Origin of the sequence: Mesorhizobium sp. ORS 3428, from assembly GCF_001854785.1 — a bacterium.
Taxonomy (GTDB): domain Bacteria; phylum Pseudomonadota; class Alphaproteobacteria; order Rhizobiales; family Rhizobiaceae; genus Mesorhizobium.
This window is the reverse complement of record NZ_MDFL01000180.1, coordinates 1-15,341: the sequence shown is the minus strand read 5'-3', so window position 1 is coordinate 15,341 and position 15,341 is coordinate 1. Positions and strand designations below refer to the sequence as shown.

Sequence of the window (15,341 nt, the reverse complement as noted above, 5' to 3'; positions counted from 1 at the left end):
CCAATCTCCAGCGCTGGAAAGTCAGCAGGACGCCCGAAACGCCGATCTCCCCGCTTGAGGGGGAGATGCCCGGCAGGGCAGAGGGGGGTATCGTAGAATGCCGGCGTCATGCAGCCATCCCCATCCTCAACCCCTTCGCCCCTTCCAAGCCCAGCGGCAGATGCGTAGCCGCGACGATGATTCCTCCCTCGTGGCAGTGATCCCTCATCAGCCCCGCGAACCGCTCCTCCGACGCCTTRTCCAGGCCCGCCGTCGGCTCGTCGAGCAGCCAGATCGGCCGGCGGCTGACCAAAAGCTTGGCGATCGAAGCGCGCCGCTTCTGCCCCGTCGAGAGATAGCCGAAGGGCAGATGCCCGAGCCCTCCCAGCCCGACGGTCTCCAGCGCGTCTTCCACGCTCAGCGCCGATTCGCCCTGGAAGGCACGCCAGAAGCCCAGATTCTCCGCGACGCTGAGCGCCGTCTTCATCGCATTGAGATGGCCGAGATAATGGGCGGCCGAAGCAACCGAAGGAAACTCATCGCCGGCGCCTTCGACCCGCACCCTGCCTTCGGCAGCAGGCAGCAGGCCGGCGATAACCCTCAGAAGCGTCGATTTGCCGGCGCCATTCGGCCCGGTGACGATGAGTGCCTCGCCCTTGTCGAGCGCGAATCCGATGCCGGAAAAGACCGTCTCGTCGCCGCGCTCGCCGCCCAGATTTTCGGCGATCAGCCGCATCCTTGTCCGCCCCGAAAGTACCGTTTGCGGCCGTCGCCGCATTGCACAAATTCGTCTTTCGACTGTCTAGAACTATTCCAGGAAATTCTCTATATGCGGTTCATCCGTGCCAGCGGTCGGCGCGGGAACCGAATTAGCGCCGAACCAGCGCACGCGCCGCCTTGAACGGCTCGGGTTGCTCGGGAGCGGACAGCGGAAATGGCCGTACCCGCACCTTTGCGCGTGATTGCATGCCAACGRCGTCCGTTCCCTTTCAGGCTGAACAGACAAGGACGGATCGCCGTGACAAAATCCCTCGACAGCTTCAATTGCCGCCGCACCCTGACCGTGGGTGGCGCGGACTATGTTTATTTCGACCTCGCCGAGGCCGAAAAGAACGGCCTCGCCGGTATCGCTAAACTGCCCTATTCGATGAAGGTGCTGCTGGAGAACCTGCTGCGCAACGAAGACGGCCGCTCCGTCACCAAGGAAAGCATCCAGGCGGTCGCCGCATGGCTGAATGACAAGGGCACTGCCGGCGTCGAGATCRCCTATCGTCCGGCCCGCGTGCTGATGCAGGACTTCACCGGCGTTCCGGCCGTGGTCGATCTCGCGGCAATGCGCGACGGCATCAAGGCGCTMGGCGGCGATCCGGAAAAGATCAATCCGCTGGTGCCTGTCGACCTCGTCATCGACCATTCCGTCATCGTCRACGAGTTCGGCACGCCGATGGCCTTCGCCCGCAATGTCGAGCTCGAATATGAGCGCAACGAAGAGCGCTACAAATTCCTGAAATGGGGCCAGCAGGCCTTCCGCAACTTCCGCGTCGTGCCGCCGGGCACCGGCATCTGCCACCAGGTCAACCTCGAATATCTGGGACAGGTGGTGTGGACCAACACCGAGGACGGCGAGACCACCGCCTATCCCGACACCTGCGTCGGCACCGATTCGCACACCACCATGATCAACGGCCTGGGCGTGCTGGGCTGGGGGGTCGGCGGCATCGAGGCCGAGGCCGCGATGCTCGGCCAGCCGGTCTCCATGCTGCTGCCCGAGGTCATCGGCTTCCGTCTGACCGGCAAGCTGCAGGAAGGCGTCACCGCTACCGACCTGGTGCTCACCGTCACCCAGATGCTGCGCAAGAAGGGCGTCGTCGGCAAGTTCGTCGAGTTCTTCGGTCCCGGCCTCTCCAACATGACGCTGGCCGACCGCGCCACCATCGGCAACATGGCGCCGGAATATGGCGCGACCTGCGGCTTCTTCCCCGTCGACAGCGAGACCACGCGCTATCTCTCCATCTCCGGCCGCGAGGAAAGCCGCATCGCGCTGGTCGAAGCCTATTCGAAGGCGCAGGGCATGTGGCGCGACGCCGGCTCGCCCGATCCGGTCTTCACCGACCTGCTCGAGCTCGACCTCGGCGATGTCGTTCCGTCGATGGCCGGCCCCAAGCGCCCCGAAGGCCGCGTCGCCCTGCAGGACATCCCCGCCGGCTTCGCCAAGGCGATGGAGATCGAGTACAAGAAGGCTGCCGAGATCTCCAAGCGCTATGCGGTGGAAGGCGCGTCCTACGACCTCGGCCATGGCGACGTCRTCATCGCCGCCATCACCTCCTGCACCAACACCTCGAACCCGAGCGTGCTGATCGGTGCCGGCCTGCTTGCCCGCAACGCCRACCGCCGCGGCCTCAAGCAGAAGCCGTGGGTGAAAACCTCGCTCGCCCCCGGCAGCCAGGTGGTGGCCGAATATCTGCAGAAGTCCGGCCTGCAGAAGGAGCTCGACCAGATCGGCTTCAACCTGGTCGGCTTCGGCTGCACCACCTGCATCGGCAATTCCGGCCCGCTGCCGGGACCGATCTCCAAGACCRTCAACGACAAGGGCTYGATTGCTGCGGCGGTGCTTTCGGGCAACCGCAACTTCGRAGGCCGCGTCTCGCCCGACGTGCAGGCGAATTACCTCGCCTCGCCGCCGCTGGTGGTGGCGCACGCGCTGGCCGGCACGGTCACCAAGGACCTTACCGTCGAGCCGCTCGGCGAGGGCAGCGACGGCAAGCCGGTCTATCTCAAGGATATCTGGCCGACCGCGGCCGAAATCCAGGAGTTCATCGAGAAGAACGTCACGCGCGAGCTCTTCGCCCGCAAATATGCCGACGTCTTCAAGGGCGACGAATACTGGCAGAAGGTCAAGGCGCCGGAAGGCCAGACCTATGCCTGGGACGATCATTCGACCTATGTGCAGAACCCGCCCTATTTCGCCGGCATGGCGCGCAGCTTCGGCAAGATCGGCGACATCAAGGGCGCGCGCGTGCTCGGCCTCTTCGGCGACAAGATCACCACCGACCACATCTCGCCGGCGGGCTCGATCAAGGCGGCCTCGCCGGCCGGCAAGTACCTCACCGAGCATGGCGTCGGCGTCGCCGACTTCAACCAGTACGGCACGCGGCGCGGCAACCACGAAGTGATGATGCGCGGCACCTTCGCCAATATCCGCATCCGCAACCACATGCTGGGCGAGAACGGCCGCGAGGGCGGCTACACGATCCACTATCCCTCGAAGGAGGAGATGTCGATCTATGACGCCGCGACGGAATACAAGAAGGAAGGCGTGCCGCTGGTCATCTTCGCCGGCGTCGAATACGGCAACGGCTCCTCGCGCGACTGGGCGGCCAAGGGGACCAACCTGCTCGGCGTGCGCGCCGTCATCGCCCAATCCTTCGAGCGCATCCACCGCTCGAACCTTGTCGGCATGGGCGTCATCCCCTTCGTCTTCGAGGACGGCACCTCATGGGCGTCCCTCAACCTCAAGGGCGACGAGCTGGTCGAGATCGACGGGCTGGAGGCGATCAAGCCGCGCCAGAAGATGGTGGCCAAGGTCACCTATGGCGACGGCACGGTGAAGAACGTACCGATCGTCTGCCGCATCGATACGCTGGACGAGCTCGACTACTTCAAGAACGGCGGCATCCTGCAATACGTGCTGCGCGATCTCGCTGCCTAGCAGCAAGGGAATAGGCAGTAGGGAGATCCTCTACTGCCCACTGCCCAGTTAAACCTCGGCCGGCCAAGCATTGGCCGGCCCGCCCCCAAGTCCAGGTCCTGTTCGCCGCAATAGAGATCGGCCGGCATCAGGAAATTTTGCCGCATGCCGATGATGCGGCTTCGAAATCGAACCGTGTCGAATAATGCAGTGGCCCCTCCTGTCGCAGGCTTATCTGCGGTTGGGGCGGCAAAATTTCACCGCAACGTGACTTCCCGTTGACTGTCGGTTCTGCCACATATTTTAGCAATCAGAACAAGGCCGGCATTACCGGCGGGAATCGGAACAGTCATGGCATCTCGAGGACCATCGCAGCTTGCGGCACTGGCGCTGGCCCTTTCAACGTTTGCCGGTGCGACATTGGCAAGCGAGCCTGAGAAGCCTCAAGTCGACAAGGCACAGGCCGACAAACCCTTGGGCGTGGTCGAACTGTTCACCAGCCAGGGCTGCAGTTCGTGCCCGCCGGCCGACGAATTCTTCGCCGAGCTTGCCGCCAAGGAAAACATCGTCGCCCTCGCCTACCACGTCAATTATTGGGACTATCTCGGCTGGCAGGACACGCTGAGCAACAAGAAGAACACAGACCGGCAGTATGATTATATGCGCGCCTTCGGCAACCGCTCGGTCTACACCCCGCAAGCCGTCATCAACGGCCGCAGCCATGTCAACGGCGCCAGCCGCAAGGACGTCGACGGCACGCTGGCGCGCATGGACAGGGTCGGCGAGGGCATGCGGGTCGGCATCAAGGTCAGCCGCACCAGCGACCGCGTGGTGATCGACGCCGGAGACGCCGGCAACGGCCCCAGCGACGCCCATGTGGTGATCGTCTATTTCGATCCGCCGCAGATGGTGAAGATCGGCGAGGGCGAGAACAGCGGCCGCAGCCTGACCTATTGGAATGCCGTTTCCGACATCCAAACCGCCGGCATGTGGCACGGCAAGGCGCAGCGCTACGAATTGCCGATGACGGAGATCGCCAAGAAGGGCGGCTGYGCGGTGCTGTTGCAGTCCGTCGGCAAGGACGGCATGCCCGGTCCGATCCTCGGCGCCGCCTTCATCCGCAAGCCCTGACTATACGGCGCCGCGAAAGGAGAAGGGGTGCGCTCCGCCTGCCAATAAAAAACCGGCGTCAGCTTGCTTCTGACGCCGGTCCATTCAGGTTTTGGGATCGTCGCACCTGATTTTTCCAAGGAAAAACCGAGGTTGGTTCGATCCGACGCTGACCCGTGGGCGGGGGGCTTGGGGTTTACGAGCCGGTGCCGGACCGAACCGTCTCAGGCAACGCGGGTAAACTCGTCRGACATTGGGGCATGAGCGCGGATAAATTGTGGCGACATTGTGGCTGAGCATCACCAATTCCAACACGCGTATTGCAAACGTGACTGGACGCTAGGGAAACGGCGCAGCGCTCGCTTGCTTAGCCGGCCCCTTGCAATTCGGCCGCGAAAGCGCGAACCTTTGTAGGTGCAGATTCAATCGAAGGATCGAGGCATGACCGATCACAGCAGCGGGATGGAGGACGGCGAAGCATCCGCAATTCTGATCCCGCTGCATGAGGCGCGGCGCGAGCGCCTCGACCAGCCCGTGCGTTTTGACCGGCGCGAGTTGGACCAGATCCTGAGGCTTTACGGGCGCATGGTGGCGGCCAATGAGTGGCGCGACTATGCGATTGATCATCTTCCTGATCGCGCCGTCTTTTCCGTCTTCCGCCGCGCCAGCGAAGTGCCGCTGTTCCAGATCGTCAAGGATCCGAAGCTGGCGCGCCGGCAAGGCGCCTTCGCCGTCATAGCCGCCGGCGGGCGCATCTTGAAGCGCGGCCAGGAACTCGGCCGCGTGCTCGGCGTCTTCGATTCCAAGCTGAAGCTGGTCGAAGCGTGAATTAGGGAATTGGAGAACTGAAGAACTGAGGAACTGAGGAGACAGCGCCCTTAATTCTCTAATTCCTCAGTTCCCTTCTTCAGTTCCTCAGTTCCTCAGTTCCCCCTTTGAATCCGAAATCTCCGCTCGGGCAGCGACTCCGGATCGGGCGGCAGAGCGGCGCCGCCGTTGAGCGACAGCTGCATGAACACCGTATCCAGCCAGCGCCCGTGCTTGTAGCCCGACCCCTCCAGGCGCCCGGAATGGCGGAAACCGAGCTTCTCATGCAGCCGCACCGAAGCGCTGTCCGCATGGCCGTCCCCTATCACCGCGATGATCTGGCGGAAGCCCGCCGCGCGCGCCGCCTCGATAAGCGCCTGCATCAGCAGGAAGCCCACGCCTAGCCCCTTGGCCTCCGGCGCGACATAGATGAATCCTCGACGACGAATCGGTAGGCGGGACGCGGCCGGAACGGTCCGGCATAGGCATAGCCGACCACCGCGCCATCCTTCTCCGCCACGAGATAGGGAAAGCTGCCCGCTGCTAAGCTCTCGAATCGGTTGCCCATTTCGGCGCGGCTGGGTGGCTCCAGCTCATAGCTCGCCGTGCCGTGGGTGACAGCGTCGGCATAGATTTCCGTGATTCGGTCGAGGTCGGCAGCCGTCGCGGTTCTGATTTCGATATTGCTCATAATTTATGCAGATCGTCTTTCTGCCTCGATAACAGCAGAGAGGCGCGCAAAAGGAAAGGGCGGCCGTTGGGCCGCCCTTTGCGAAGTCGATGGTCCAGCCAGACCGGGTTGCTCGCCTTAGCGGCGGTCACCCATGAACTGCAGCAGGAACATGAACAGGTTGATGAAGTCGAGATAGAGCTGCAGCGCGCCCATGATCGCCTTGCGGCCGGCAACGTCGGCGACGTCACCCTCGAAATACATCTCCTTGATCCGCTGCGTGTCGTAGGCGGTCAGGCCCGCGAACACCAGCACGCCGATCGCCGAGATGGCGAAGGCGAGCGCCGACGACGCCAGGAAGATGTTGATCAGCATCGCGATCAGCAGGCCGATCACGCCCATGATCAGGAACGAGCCGAAGGCGGTCAGGTCGCGCCTTGTCGTGTAGCCATAGAGCGACAGACCGCCGAAGGCCGCGGCCGTGGCGAAGAAGGTCTGGGTGATGCTGGTGCCGGTATAGACGAGGAAGATCGTCGACAGCGACAGGCCGACTAGGCCGGCATAGACCCAGAAGGTGGTCTGCGCCGTCGCCACGCTCATCGACTGGATCCTGAACGACAGGAACATCACGGCGGCCAGCGGCGCCAAGATGACGACCCAGCGGAACGCGCTTGCATAGATGAGCTGGCCGAAGGCGGTCAGCTGACCGTCGCCGGTGACCGCGAGTTGGAACGCACCCCAAGCGGCGAGGCCGGTGATGAGCAGGCCAAGCCCCATCAGGTTGTAGACCTTGATCATATAGGCCCGAAGGCCCTGATCGATATCGACGCGCGCGCCTGGGGCGGCGGACGTCTGGTAGTTGCGAATGGGATCAGCCATTGGAAATCCTCTGTTGCTTCTGCCCCGTCCGGTGACAGGCCTCTTCAGCCAGGCGCCGCTGGCGGGGCTCCAGCATGCCTGCGGGGAAATATGATGGTTCTTGACGTCAAGGACAAGACGGTAACGGGGCGTAACGCTTCGTGAGACGGCAAAAGCCCGGTTTTCGGCCGTTCCGCCCGGCATTCTTACAAAGATTTAACGGGCTTACAGAGATTTGACGGGGACGCGGTGACCCGCACCTTTGCAGGTCAGAGGTTGCRCAGCACCGGGGCAGCCTTGTGGCCGAGCACCCGCCAGGTGCCGGCAAGACCGATGCCGACGGTGACCGCCAGCGAGACAAGGAGCGTCGCCACCGCGACCTCCGGCATGAAATGCGACGGCAGCGTCATGATGTGCGCGACGACGAACCATGCCGCGACGCCGCCGGCCGCCAGCGCGAACAGCGCGGTCGCGAGGCCGATCAGCGCATATTCCAGCGAGAAGGCGGCGATCAGCGTCCTCCTCGTCGCCCCAAGCGTCTTCAGCACCACCGCATCGTGGATGCGCGCCCGGTTGCCGGCTGCAAGCGCGCCGGAGAGCACCAGTACCGAAGCGATCAGCGCCACGCTGGCGGCAGCGCGGATCGCCGTTCCCAGTTGCGCGACCAGCCGGTTGACGATGTCGAGCGCGTCCTTGACTCTCACCGTCGTCACCGCCGGAAAGGCGCGGGTGACCGCGTTGAGCAGCCGCGCATCGTCGGCCGTGGTAGCTTGTCTGTCAGTCAGCGTCGCCAGCCAGCCATGYGGCGCGCCGGTAAAGGTGTTAGGCGAAAACACCATGACGAAATTGATGCCCATGGTTTCCCACTCGACCTGGCGGAAATTGGCGATTCTTGCGGTCACGTTGCGACCGAGCACATTGACGGTGACGGTATCGCYGAGCTTCAGTCCGATCGCTTTGCCCTGCTCGGCCGAGAAMGATACCAGCGGCTCGCCGGAATAATTCTCCGGCCACCACGTGCCTTCGGTCAGGCTCGCATTCTCCGGCTGCCTCGCGTCATAGGTCAGCCCGCGGTCGCCGCGCAGCACCCAGGCGCCCTCGGCGGGGACCTTCACCTTGTCGACGTCGACGCCGTTGAGCGCCATGATCCGGCCGCGCAGCATCGGCACCTTGACCAGCGTCCCTTGCGGCGCCTCCTTGCCGATGAGCGCGGCAAAGGYATCGACATCGCTGCTCTGTATATCCACGAAGAAGAAGTTCGGCGCCCGCTCCGGCAGGCTGCCCGAGATCTGCCGCCTGAGATTGCCGTCGATCAGCGCCAGCGTCACCAGGAGCGTCAGGCCGAGCCCGAGCGACAGCACGACCGAGGCTGTCAGCGCGCCGGGCCGGTGGATGTTGCCGAGCGCGAGCCGGAGTGCGACCGAACGCATGCGCGGGCTGCGCCTGGCGGCCCATTGCACCAGCGCCGCCACCACCCGCAGCACCAGGAAGGCGAAGACCGTCGCGCCGACGAAGATCGAGGCAATGCGCTGGTCGTCGGCGGAAAGGATGGCGAGTGCCGCCAGGCCGACGACGATCGCAAGGGCGGCGACCACATAGGGCAGGCGCGGCAGGCCGCGGCTCTCGAAACCCATTTCGCGAAAAAGCGCCGTCGCCGGCACATCGCGGGCGCGGCCGAGGGGCAAGAGCGCGAAAGCCAGCGTCACCAGCACGCCGAACAGTGCCGCCATGGCAAGCGCGCTCGCGTAGAATCCGCCCTCTGCCGGCACCGGAATGACTGATTGGAGCAGGGCGCTCGCCACGAACGGCATCGCGGCACCAAGGATCAGGCCGAGCACGATGCCGAGGCCTGCAATCAGCAGAATCTGCACGAGATAAACCGTGAAGACAAAACCGCCCGAAGCCCCGAGGCTCTTGAAGGTGGCGATGACGCCGCGCTTGCCGTCGAGATAAGCGCGCACCGCATTGGCCACGCCAACGCCGCCGACCACCAGCGCCGTCAGYCCGACCAGCGTCAGGAACTGCGAGAAGCGCTCGATGTTGGAGGAGAGCGCCGGCGCCGCATTATTGCGCGTGCGGATCGACCAGCCGGCCTGCRGAAACTCCGCCGCCGCCCGAACCTGGATCTGCTTGATTCGAGATTCGCCTGTGCCCTCGGGGAGCCGGACCTTGTAGGCGTTCTCGACCAGGCTGCCTAGCTGGACGAGACCGGACGCTTCCAGCCCTTCACTCGAGATCATCAGCCGCGGCGCGAAACCGAAACCGTCGGATATCGCGTCCGGCTCGCTGATCAGCCGGGCCCTCAGCTCGAAAGTAGCGCTGCCGAGCTTCAGCCGGTCGCCGATATGGAGGTTGAGCCGGTCGAACAACAGGTCGGGCGCGACGGCGCCGAAGACGCCGGATCGCTCGCCGAACAGCTCCTTTCTCGGCAGCGGCGGGTGGGTCTCCAGYGTGCCATAGAGCGGATAGGCGTCGTCGACCGCCTTGACCTCGACCAGCGCCTGGTCGGAGCCGTCCTCGAGGCGCGCCATCGAGCGCATGCCGGAATTGAGCGACACCGTGCCAAGGCTCTTGATGAAGCCGAGTTCGGCATCCGAAGCGCTGCGCTGGTTGATCTGGAAGCGCAGGTCTCCGCCGAGCAGCGTCTGGCCCTGATTCGCGACGCCGGCGGTGATTGCCTGCGCCACCGAATTGACGCCGCCGATGGCCGCGACGCCGAGCGCGATGCAGGCAAGGAAGATCATGAAGCCGGACAGGCCGCCGCGCATCTCGCGCAGCGAGAAGCGGACGGCGAGCTTCAGTGTGCGCATCAGGCCGGCACCTTCGCCTGTCTTGGCGCGTCCTCGATGCGTCCCGAGCGCATCGCCACCTGGCGCGAACAGCGGGCGGCAAGGGCCGGATCATGCGTGACCAGCACCAGCGTCATGCCGCGCTCGGYGGCCTTTGCGAAGATGAGGTCGGCGATCTGCTTGCCCGTCGCCTGGTCGAGATTGCCGGTCGGCTCGTCGGCGATGAGGATTCGCGGCGAAGGTGCCAGCGCCCTGGCGATCGCCACGCGCTGCTGCTCGCCGCCCGAGAGCTCGCCGGGATAGTGCGTCACACGGTCGCTMAGTCCCACGGCCGCGAGCTCCCGCGCGGCCACGCCGAACGGATCGGCATGGCCGGCGAGCTCAAGCGGCACCGCGACATTTTCGAGCGCCGTCATGTTGGGGATGAGGTGGAACGACTGGAAGACGATGCCGATGTTTCGTCCCCGAAACGATGCAATCTGGTCCTCGCTTTTCCCGTTGAGCAGTTCGCCGGCGATTCGCACCGTGCCCGAATCGACCTTTTCCAGCCCGGCCAGAACCATCAGCAAGGTGGACTTGCCTGATCCAGACGGGCCGACGATGCCGGTGGCTTCGCCGCCGGCCACATCGAGGCTGACGCCATTCAGCACATGGACGGAGGAAGCACCCTCGCCGAGTGTCAGCGAGACATCCCTCAGTGCGATGACGGCTTCTGTCACAATAAAAGCGTCCTATATGGTGGAAAAGGGAGACGACTCCCCCAACGAGTGTTTCGGTCATATGGGGCTCGCCGCATGGGTTTCAAACACACACTTGCTGCAGCCCTTCTCCTTTTTTTCCTTGCGGTTTGCGGCRCCATTTCGTCGGCGTGCGCCGAGACTTTTACCATCGTCGGCTTTGGCGACAGCCTTATGGCGGGCTTCAGCCTGGCGCCGGGTCAGGGTTTCACCGACAGGCTGCAGGCGGCGCTGAAGGCAAAGGGCTTGGACGTCGCCGTTGCCAATGCCGGCGTCTCCGGCGACACATCGAGCGGCGGGCTGGCGCGGCTCGACTGGTCGATACCCGACGGCACCAGGCTTGTGATCCTGGAGCTCGGCGCCAACGACATGCTGCGCGGTGTCTCGCCCGGCATCGCCGAGAAGAATCTCGACACGATGCTGGCGAAGCTCAAGCAGCGAAACATCCCCGTGCTTCTGGCCGGCATGCGCGCCGCGCCCAATCTCGGCCCCGACTACCAGAAGACGTTCGATGCGATCTATCCGAAGCTTGCCGCGAAATACGATGTTCCGCTCTATCCGTTCTTTCTCGACGRCGTCGCCGGCCACCCCGACCTGCAGCTTGAGGACGGCCTGCATCCCAATCCCAAGGGCGTCGACGTGATGGTCGAGCGCATTCTGCCGGCCGTCGAGAAGGCCGTCGCCGCGAATGGCGGTCCGCCATGAGACCGGGGGCCAGGGTTTCCGCTGGGGAAACCTTGTGGACAACAAACCGCTTGCCCCGCATGGCTATCGATGATTCGCTAGGGGCGAGAGTTTCGATTCGAGGACAGGAGGCTTCCCATGCCACGTCTTTTCACCGCCCTCGAAATTCCGCGTGACGCAGCTCTTTCGCTGTCCCTGCTCCGGGGCGGCCTTCCCGGAGCCCGCTGGATCGACGTCGAAAACTACCATCTGACGCTGCGCTTCATCGGCGATGTCGAAGGCCATGTCGCCGACGAGATCGCCGGCGCGCTCGACCGCGTCCACCGGCCCTCCTTTCCCTTGACCCTCTCCGGCGTCGGCGCTTTCGGCGGAAAGAAGCCGCATGCGGTATGGGCCGGCGTGTCCGCCTCGCCCGAMCTAGTGGCGCTGCAGAGCGAGATCGACCGCATCTGCCAGCGGCTCGGCCTGCCGGCCGATCCGCGCAAGTTCATGCCGCATGTGACGCTCGCCCGCCTGCGCAATTCGAGCCCGGCTGACGTCGCGCAATATCTTTCGGCGCGCGGCAACTTTTCCGCGCTGCCCTTCCGCGTCGGCCGTTTTGTCCTGATGTCGTCGCGCGATTCGGTCGGCGGCGGGCCCTACATCGTCGAGGAAGCCTGGCCGCTGGCCGGCGCCGACGCGCGCGCTTCCAGCCGCTTCGCCAGCGCCTCCGACGCTTCTCGGATCATGCGGTAGACCGCAGCGAAGGCTCGCTGGTCCTCGTAATAGGGATCCGGCACGTCGCCGGCGGTTCGCTGCGCAAATTCCAGATAAAGGTGGATGCGCTCGCGCGCGTCCTGCGGCGCCAGCGCCTTGAGGTCGCTCACATTCGACCGGTCCATGCCGAGGATCAGGTCGAAGCGGGAAAAGTCTTCCGGTAGCACCTTGCGCGCCCTCTGGCCGGAAATGTCGACGCCATGCTGGGCGGCGACCGCGATCGAGCGTCGGTCCGGCTGCTCGCCGGTGTGCCAGCCGCCGGTGCCGGCCGAATCAAGCACCAGATCCCGGCCTTCTCCGCGTTCGGCCAGCACGGCGCGAAAGACGCCTTCGGCCAGCGGCGAGCGGCAGATGTTGCCGAGGCAAACGAACAGAATGGATTTTATGGGCTTTGCGCTCAYCGATCCGGCGCTATGGTTGGTTCAATTTCGAATAGCACAGGAACCGGACATGACCAGAGAGAAACTCAGCAAGGAAGCGATCACGGCCGCGTTGGCGGAGCTCGAAGGCTGGTCGCTGGCCGCCGACGGCGCTTCGATAAAGCGCAGCTTCGGCTTCAAGAACTTCTCCGAAGCCTTCGCCTTCATGACCCGCGTGGCGCTGGCCGCCGAGAAGATGGACCATCACCCCGACTGGTCGAACGTCTACAAGACCGTCGACGTGACGCTGAATACGCACGATGCCGGCGGCATCACGGCGCTCGACATCGAACTCGCAAAACGGATGAACAGGTATTTTGGTTAGTGGCTGGGGAAGCGGCCTCGCCCCGACCCAAAGCGTTGCGAAGGCGAAGAAACTTTCAAACGCCGGCGGGACAGCGCCCCCCTCTGGCCTACCGGCCATCTCCCCACTTGGGGGAGATCAAATGTCACGCCGGCTTTCGCCAATCGCCGACGTCGAAGGATGAGCGCCGGCGCTGAAACTGCCAATCTCCCCCTTGTGGGGGATGGCCGGTAGGCCAGAGGGGGGCGCGAAGGATCACGACCGATCTCCCGAAGTCCGATTTTCCGATTCCGGCAACCACCCGAACTCTTGCGGCGCGATGTTGCTTTCACCACATCTCCCGCGGCGGGCAGGCCCGCAATGATGCGTGCGGCCGCCAAGGAGATATCGATGGCGCAGGAATCCGGTTTTGATTTCTTCGGCTTTGGCGACAAGCTTGCCGGCGAAAGCGAGGTGCGCGAGAAGTTCTGGCGCACCGCCAAGAAGGCTGCCCGGCAGATCCCGTTCATGGACGAGGTGGTCGCCGCCTATTATTGCGCGATGGACAAGGAAACGCCGCTGCGCACCAAGGGCATCCTGCTTGCTGCGCTCGGCTATTTCGTGCTGCCCGTCGATCTCATTCCCGATTTCGTCGTCGGCCTCGGCTTCACCGACGACCTCGCCGTGCTGACCGCCGCGATCACTGCCGTCAGCGCCCACATCACGCCCGCGCACCGGCAGGCCGCCAGGGACGCCTTGGCCGACAAGGGCTGACTCGGGAGAGGGTTGACCCTCTTCAGGGCGGCGCAGCGAGACGGCGAACCCGCCCGCGCGAAAAGACAAACTCTTGCCGTTTTCGTGGCCTCCAAGTTCGCGCCGGGACATCGCGACCGCCGTGTTGGAGTGGCGGCGCGAATGGCGGCGGTTTCCTGGGGTGAGCTCCTTTTCTTGGGGAAAATTCACCGTTTGGTAACCCTGATTAAATCAAAATGAAGCGACGGCAGGACGCCACGCGGCCCGCCTGCGCTCCATTGGAATATGGGAAGAACGATGCGCGGATTGATTGCTACAGTTTCCAGCCTGGTCATGGCAGCCGCCTTCGCGGCGCCGGCGCTGGCGCAGCAGGCGACCAAGATCGGCCAGCACAATGCCTGGGGCACCTACAGCTACCAGTCGAAGGCCGGCAAGGTATGCTATGTGCTCACCGTGCCAACCGACAAGCAGCCGCCGACGCTCGATCACGGCGACATGTTCTTCTTCGTCAGCCAGCGGCCGGGACAGCAGGTTTCCTACGAGCCGCAATTCATCGCCGGCTACAACTTCCAGGAGGGCTCCAAGGCCACCGTCACCATCGACAAGAAGTCCTTCTCGATGTTCACCCGCGGCAAATCGGCCTGGGTGGAGAACGCCGCCGAGGAGCCGGTGCTGATCGCCGCCATGAAGACCGGCACCGATATGAAGGTGCAGGCGAAGTCCGGCCGCGGCAACCCAACTTCCTATGTCTTCTCGCTCAAAGGCATCTCTGCCGCGCTGGCCTCTATCGCCAAGTGTAAATAGGCAGGCGCGATATCTGGATTGGCGCAAAGCCGGACCACTGGTCCGGCTTTCGTCTTTTCTGCCTTGCTGCTCCGCGGCCCTACCCCTCCGATTGCCTCGCCACGAACACGCGCGCAGCGTTTGACAGTGTGGCACGCTGGAAACGGCTGCCGCGGCCCGATTTTCAGGAAGAATGTCTGTCGGGACGGAATAGTTTCCGGCCGCGCTCAGTAGATGCGGCATGAACACATCGAGGGATCGCGTCGGACATAGGGAGCGGCGCGAGCACTGATACGCGACCTGTCAGAGCTTGCAGTCGGGAGGAGCACGCTCCCATCCGGCCCAGCGGTTGCCTGTCCCTGTCCCTGACCGCTGGGCCGATTCTCCGGCTTCCGGCCGGACGGCAGAGGGATGAGTCCCGGCTGGGAATGGCTGTCGGGCTAACGCAGTATGAGGCGGGATGAAAGCGAGGTTCGACGTCATACCGCATCTGGAGGACCTTTGGCGCTACGGCAGGGTCCTCACGGGAAGCGATTCCGAGGCCGACGATCTGGTCCAGGAGGCGCTTGTCCGCGCGCTGTCGCTGGCAGGCACCTATGACGGCGCTCGCCCGCTGCTGCCATGGCTGATCAGGATCGTTCGCAACACGTTTTTGACCCACGCCAGCCGGGCAAACGCCGACAAAAGGCGCCTGGCGTCGTTTGCCGATGTGTCCGATTCGGCCTTGCCGCCTTCCCAGGAGCATTGCGCCGAGTTGTCCAATGTGAGGAGGGCGCTCGCACGGATGTCGACCGATCAGGTTGAAATACTCCACCTCGTCGGGGTGCTTGGCTTTACCTATTCCGAAGCGGCGGAATTGTTGGGAGTGCCGGTGGGAACGGTCATGTCCCGGCTGAGCCGGGCTCGCGCTGCTCTAAAACACAACATGGAAAATATGGACGACGCAGCTTCCGCTCGATTGAAGGTCGTAGGAGGTCGTGATGCGAGACGGTAGTCGTATTTCCGAAGAGGATATCAGCCGCTTT

Annotated in this window: 14 protein-coding genes and 1 pseudogene; 9 read left to right on the top strand and 6 right to left on the bottom strand. The window is 64.1% G+C overall.

Going from position 1 to position 15,341, the window contains the following annotated elements:
* Window positions 1-106: 106 nt before the first annotated feature.
* Window positions 107-715 carry a heme ABC exporter ATP-binding protein CcmA gene (ccmA, locus tag ORS3428_RS29305; RefSeq protein ID WP_071101756.1) on the bottom strand — a complete coding sequence of 203 codons (609 nt, stop codon included), beginning with the start codon at window positions 713-715 and terminating at the stop codon, window positions 107-109.
* Window positions 716-997: 282 nt separating this feature from the next.
* Here ccmA and acnA point away from each other — a divergent pair, with 282 nt between their 5' ends.
* The 3 genes from acnA (at window position 998) to ORS3428_RS29290 (ending at window position 5,605) form a co-directional block, all read left to right on the top strand.
* Window positions 998-3,688: an aconitate hydratase AcnA gene (gene acnA / locus ORS3428_RS29300; RefSeq protein ID WP_071101755.1), complete on the top strand. Its 2,691-nt coding sequence runs from the start codon at window positions 998-1,000 to the stop codon at window positions 3,686-3,688.
* Window positions 3,689-4,018: 330 nt separating this feature from the next.
* A complete protein-coding gene (locus tag ORS3428_RS29295; RefSeq protein ID WP_071101754.1) occupies window positions 4,019-4,798 on the top strand; it encodes a DUF1223 domain-containing protein in 780 nt (259 codons plus the stop codon).
* A gap of 420 nt (window positions 4,799-5,218) precedes the next feature.
* Complete coding sequence (locus ORS3428_RS29290; RefSeq protein ID WP_071101753.1) at window positions 5,219-5,605, top strand: DUF2794 domain-containing protein; 387 nt, start codon at window positions 5,219-5,221, stop codon at window positions 5,603-5,605.
* Window positions 5,606-5,700: 95 nt separating this feature from the next.
* Here the strand turns inward: ORS3428_RS29290 and ORS3428_RS29285 are convergent.
* From ORS3428_RS29285 to ORS3428_RS29270, 4 genes and pseudogenes are all read right to left on the bottom strand, one after another.
* Window positions 5,701-6,275 (bottom strand): annotated as a pseudogene (locus tag ORS3428_RS29285) (GNAT family N-acetyltransferase).
* 117 nt (window positions 6,276-6,392) lie between these two features.
* Window positions 6,393-7,133, bottom strand: a complete 741-nt coding sequence (locus ORS3428_RS29280) for a Bax inhibitor-1/YccA family protein (RefSeq protein ID WP_071101752.1) — start codon at window positions 7,131-7,133, stop codon at window positions 6,393-6,395.
* Between the two features lie 248 nt (window positions 7,134-7,381).
* Window positions 7,382-9,922: an ABC transporter permease gene (locus ORS3428_RS29275; RefSeq protein ID WP_071101751.1), complete on the bottom strand. Its 2,541-nt coding sequence runs from the start codon at window positions 9,920-9,922 to the stop codon at window positions 7,382-7,384.
* On the bottom strand, window positions 9,922-10,620 hold the full coding sequence (locus ORS3428_RS29270; RefSeq protein ID WP_071101750.1) for an ABC transporter ATP-binding protein: 699 nt from the start codon (window positions 10,618-10,620) through the stop codon (window positions 9,922-9,924). The genes ORS3428_RS29275 and ORS3428_RS29270 overlap by 1 nt, the downstream gene beginning before the upstream one ends.
* Window positions 10,621-10,695: 75 nt before the next feature.
* Here ORS3428_RS29270 and ORS3428_RS29265 point away from each other — a divergent pair, with 75 nt between their 5' ends.
* A complete protein-coding gene (locus ORS3428_RS29265) occupies window positions 10,696-11,343 on the top strand; it encodes an arylesterase (RefSeq protein WP_071101749.1) in 648 nt (215 codons plus the stop codon).
* A 117-nt stretch (window positions 11,344-11,460) separates the two neighbouring features.
* The gene (gene thpR, locus ORS3428_RS29260; RefSeq protein ID WP_071101748.1) at window positions 11,461-12,057 is read left to right on the top strand and encodes an RNA 2',3'-cyclic phosphodiesterase; all 597 of its coding nucleotides are present in this window, start codon (window positions 11,461-11,463) and stop codon (window positions 12,055-12,057) included.
* Here thpR and ORS3428_RS29255 read toward each other — a convergent pair.
* Complete coding sequence (locus ORS3428_RS29255; RefSeq protein WP_071101747.1) at window positions 11,961-12,479, bottom strand: low molecular weight protein-tyrosine-phosphatase; 519 nt, start codon at window positions 12,477-12,479, stop codon at window positions 11,961-11,963. The genes thpR and ORS3428_RS29255 overlap by 97 nt on opposite strands.
* Window positions 12,480-12,528: 49 nt before the next feature.
* Between ORS3428_RS29255 and ORS3428_RS29250 the strand changes: the two genes are divergently transcribed.
* The 4 genes from ORS3428_RS29250 to ORS3428_RS29235 all read left to right on the top strand — a co-directional run bounded on the left by ORS3428_RS29250 (window position 12,529) and on the right by ORS3428_RS29235 (window position 15,310).
* On the top strand, window positions 12,529-12,822 hold the full coding sequence (locus tag ORS3428_RS29250; RefSeq protein WP_071101746.1) for a 4a-hydroxytetrahydrobiopterin dehydratase: 294 nt from the start codon (window positions 12,529-12,531) through the stop codon (window positions 12,820-12,822).
* Between the two features lie 369 nt (window positions 12,823-13,191).
* A complete protein-coding gene (locus ORS3428_RS29245; protein WP_071101757.1) occupies window positions 13,192-13,554 on the top strand; it encodes a YkvA family protein in 363 nt (120 codons plus the stop codon).
* Between the two features lie 276 nt (window positions 13,555-13,830).
* The gene (locus tag ORS3428_RS29240) at window positions 13,831-14,337 is read left to right on the top strand and encodes an invasion associated locus B family protein (RefSeq protein WP_071101745.1); all 507 of its coding nucleotides are present in this window, start codon (window positions 13,831-13,833) and stop codon (window positions 14,335-14,337) included.
* A gap of 439 nt (window positions 14,338-14,776) precedes the next feature.
* Window positions 14,777-15,310, top strand: coding sequence for a sigma-70 family RNA polymerase sigma factor (locus tag ORS3428_RS29235; protein ID WP_071101744.1), 534 nt, complete (start codon window positions 14,777-14,779; stop codon window positions 15,308-15,310).
* The last annotated feature ends 31 nt before the right edge of the window (window positions 15,311-15,341 follow it).